Origin of the sequence: Streptomyces kebangsaanensis (genome assembly GCF_001906585.1) — a bacterium.
GTDB lineage: Bacteria > Actinomycetota > Actinomycetes > Streptomycetales > Streptomycetaceae > Streptomyces > Streptomyces kebangsaanensis.
Window position 1 is genome coordinate 63,606 of record NZ_JUJA01000035.1, and the last position, 2,450, is coordinate 66,055.

Annotated in this window: 2 protein-coding genes and 3 pseudogenes; 2 read left to right on the forward strand and 3 right to left on the reverse strand. The window is 67.6% G+C overall.

From position 1 onward, the window contains the following. Positions 1-116: 116 nt before the first annotated feature. The 3 genes and pseudogenes from RH94_RS38555 to RH94_RS04530 form a co-directional block, all read right to left on the reverse strand. Positions 117-409, reverse strand: a pseudogene (locus tag RH94_RS38555) (transposase family protein); the annotation flags it as partial. 101 nt (positions 410-510) lie between these two features. After that, positions 511-837, reverse strand: coding sequence for a hypothetical protein (locus RH94_RS04525; protein WP_234425534.1), 327 nt, complete (start codon positions 835-837; stop codon positions 511-513). Between the two features lie 62 nt (positions 838-899). Next, positions 900-1,160: a hypothetical protein gene (locus RH94_RS04530; protein WP_073946353.1), complete on the reverse strand. Its 261-nt coding sequence runs from the start codon at positions 1,158-1,160 to the stop codon at positions 900-902. Positions 1,161-1,361: 201 nt separating this feature from the next. On the opposite strand from RH94_RS04530, the pseudogene RH94_RS04535 reads away from it, so the two are divergent. Next, positions 1,362-2,177: pseudogene (locus RH94_RS04535) on the forward strand (helix-turn-helix domain-containing protein). Between the two features lie 47 nt (positions 2,178-2,224). Then, positions 2,225-2,450: pseudogene (locus tag RH94_RS39400) on the forward strand (IS3-like element IS987 family transposase); the annotation flags it as partial.

Consider the following 2,450-nt stretch of genomic DNA (forward strand, 5'->3'; position numbering starts at 1 on the left):
CCTTGAAAGTCAAGCCGGTGCCCGAGAGACAGCCGTCGATCGCCTCGGGGCGGCACTGCGGCGCTTTGAGTTTGCGCTTCACAGCCCGGGTGATCCGGCCGAGGTCCGCGGCGGCGCAGGTGGAGCATGAGGACAGCTCGGACCAGATCCGTGATGCGGGTGGTGCTGCACCGCAGTTCGCGCAGGAATCGCCAGGTCTTGAGAGAGGCCATGGCCTGTTCGCCGAGTGCGCGGATCTTGGCATGGGACCGGTTGACGGCCTTGGTCAGGGTCTCGATGATGCCGTGCTCACGGGCTGCGGGGGCGTCGTGAACCGCGCCGGGCAGCGCGGGCGAGGCCCACATCCTGTTCCCGAACGGATCAGCGATCACCTGGACCTTCGTTCGCGCCGGTGGTGCTTGCCGGAGTAATGTCGACAACCCGTCTACCAGGAGTTCCACTTCGCAGCGCGCGATGTTCCACCCCGGTTCAACCCGGTCCCCGGAAGGTGGCTGAGGCCCGCACTGAGCCTCAAGCCGCAGGCAGCGGAAGCGCTACGTGTCGCCCCAGTCCGAACTCCTCGGCCTCGTCGTCACTGACGCCCGCGAAGGTCCCCGCGGGGACTCCGGACAGCGTGGCCACGCGGGACGCCACCGCCAGCATCTCCTCTTCACCGGCTCCGGCGACGAAGAAGACGTAGGCGTCCTCGTGCTCCTCTCCGTCTTCGAAGACCTCTACGTCACCTTGGCCTTCGAGGTCGGCCAGCAAGTGCTCGATCTCCTCGATCCATGGGAACGGGTAGGCGCCTTCCGGCGGGTTCGGAGTCGGCAGCAACGGCACGTGGATCTCGACAACCATGGTGGGCACGGCGCCCATCCTGCTCCTCACCCCTCCGCCCTGCTCATCCAGGGGGTGCCGCATCAGCACCCCGGTGAGGTTGAAAAGAGCTCCGTGCCCTGGTGAGGACAAATCCTCGCACCGGAGGACGCGCCAGGCACCCACATCCCGTCGCCGGATTCCGACGGCTGACGTCGGTCGGCGGCCGGCTTGCCGACGATCGTGGCGGCGGCGTCGGAGAGCGGGGTGCCGTGCGGGACGTCCCAGGTGTGCAGCTGGACGAGGGCGAGGTGCCGGGCGAGGCGGGCGCCGAGCGGGGTGGAGCTGAAGCGCTGGGTGAACATACTTACGACAAACGGCCGTTGAGGCGCGGATGGTGCGGTCATGGGCCCAATCCGGCGGCCCGGAAGAGCTTTTCACCAGGTAGACACTGCGTACGCCGCGGCGCCGTACGCGGTCACGGAGCAGGCAGCACATGTGACTATCCGTGAGCGCGATCGTTGTTCGATGTGTATGGCGGGGAGCGGGTGCACGGGAGGTGGCCGATGGTGGCGGACAGCACGTTGGGGGCGGGCACGGGCGGCGAGTCCGAGTGCTCGGACAGTCTGCGGACGTTCGGCGCGGTCGTCCAGGCGTTGCGGGAGCACGCCGGCCTGAGCCGGGCAGAGCTGGGCGAGCTGGTCCGCTTCTCCAAACACACGGTGGCATCCGTGGAGTTGGGCCGCCGCATGCCGGACCCGGTCTTCGTGGAGCGGGCGGAACCGGCCCTGGGCAACACGGGCGCGCTGCGCAAGGCCGCGGCCCACCTGGCCCGGCAGCCGGGGCTGGCGGCGTGGTTCCGGCAGTGGGCGCGGCTGGAGAGGTCCGCCATCACCTACTGGACGTACGAGTGTCGCGTCATCCCTGGGTTCTTGCAGACGGAGGCCTACGCCCGAGCGATCACCGCAAGTGTCCCGCCGGTCAAGGAGGCGGAGCAGGTGAATCACCAGGTGGCCGCACGTCTGGAGCGGCAGCGGCTCCTGGACCACAAGCCGCCCATCGCGTTCAGCTTCATCGTCGAGCAGGCGCTCATCGAGCGCGCGACAGGTGGCGACGACGTTACAAGCGAGCTGATCGACCATTTGATCGTTCAGTCGAGCCGTTTCAATGTCGAGCTATAGGCCATGCCGTTGCGACAGCCCGACCACGCGGGATTCGACGGGCCACTGATGTTGCTGGAGACCCCGGACCACCGATGGTTCGGGTACGCAGAAGGACAGCGTGGTGGGCTTCTGATCACGAACCCCGACGAGGTCAGCATCATGCTCCAGCGGTATGCAAAACTGCGCTCACAGGCCCTCAACCCCCAGGACTCGCGATGAACCGTTCCGGGTTCGATAGGGACTCGATCGTTTGAGAGGATCGAGTCATGGCACGCTCTTCCCAGTACCCGCTTGAGCTGCGCCGTCGTGCGGTGCGGATGGTCGCCGAGGTGCGGCCGGAGTACGACACCGAGTGGGCCGCGATGAAAGCGGTCGCCCAGAAACTGGGCATCGGCACGACCGAGACCCTGCGCAAGTGGGTACGGCAGGACCAGATCGATGCCGGCACCCGGCCGGGCACCACGACGGAGGAGTCCGCCGAGCTGAAGCGGC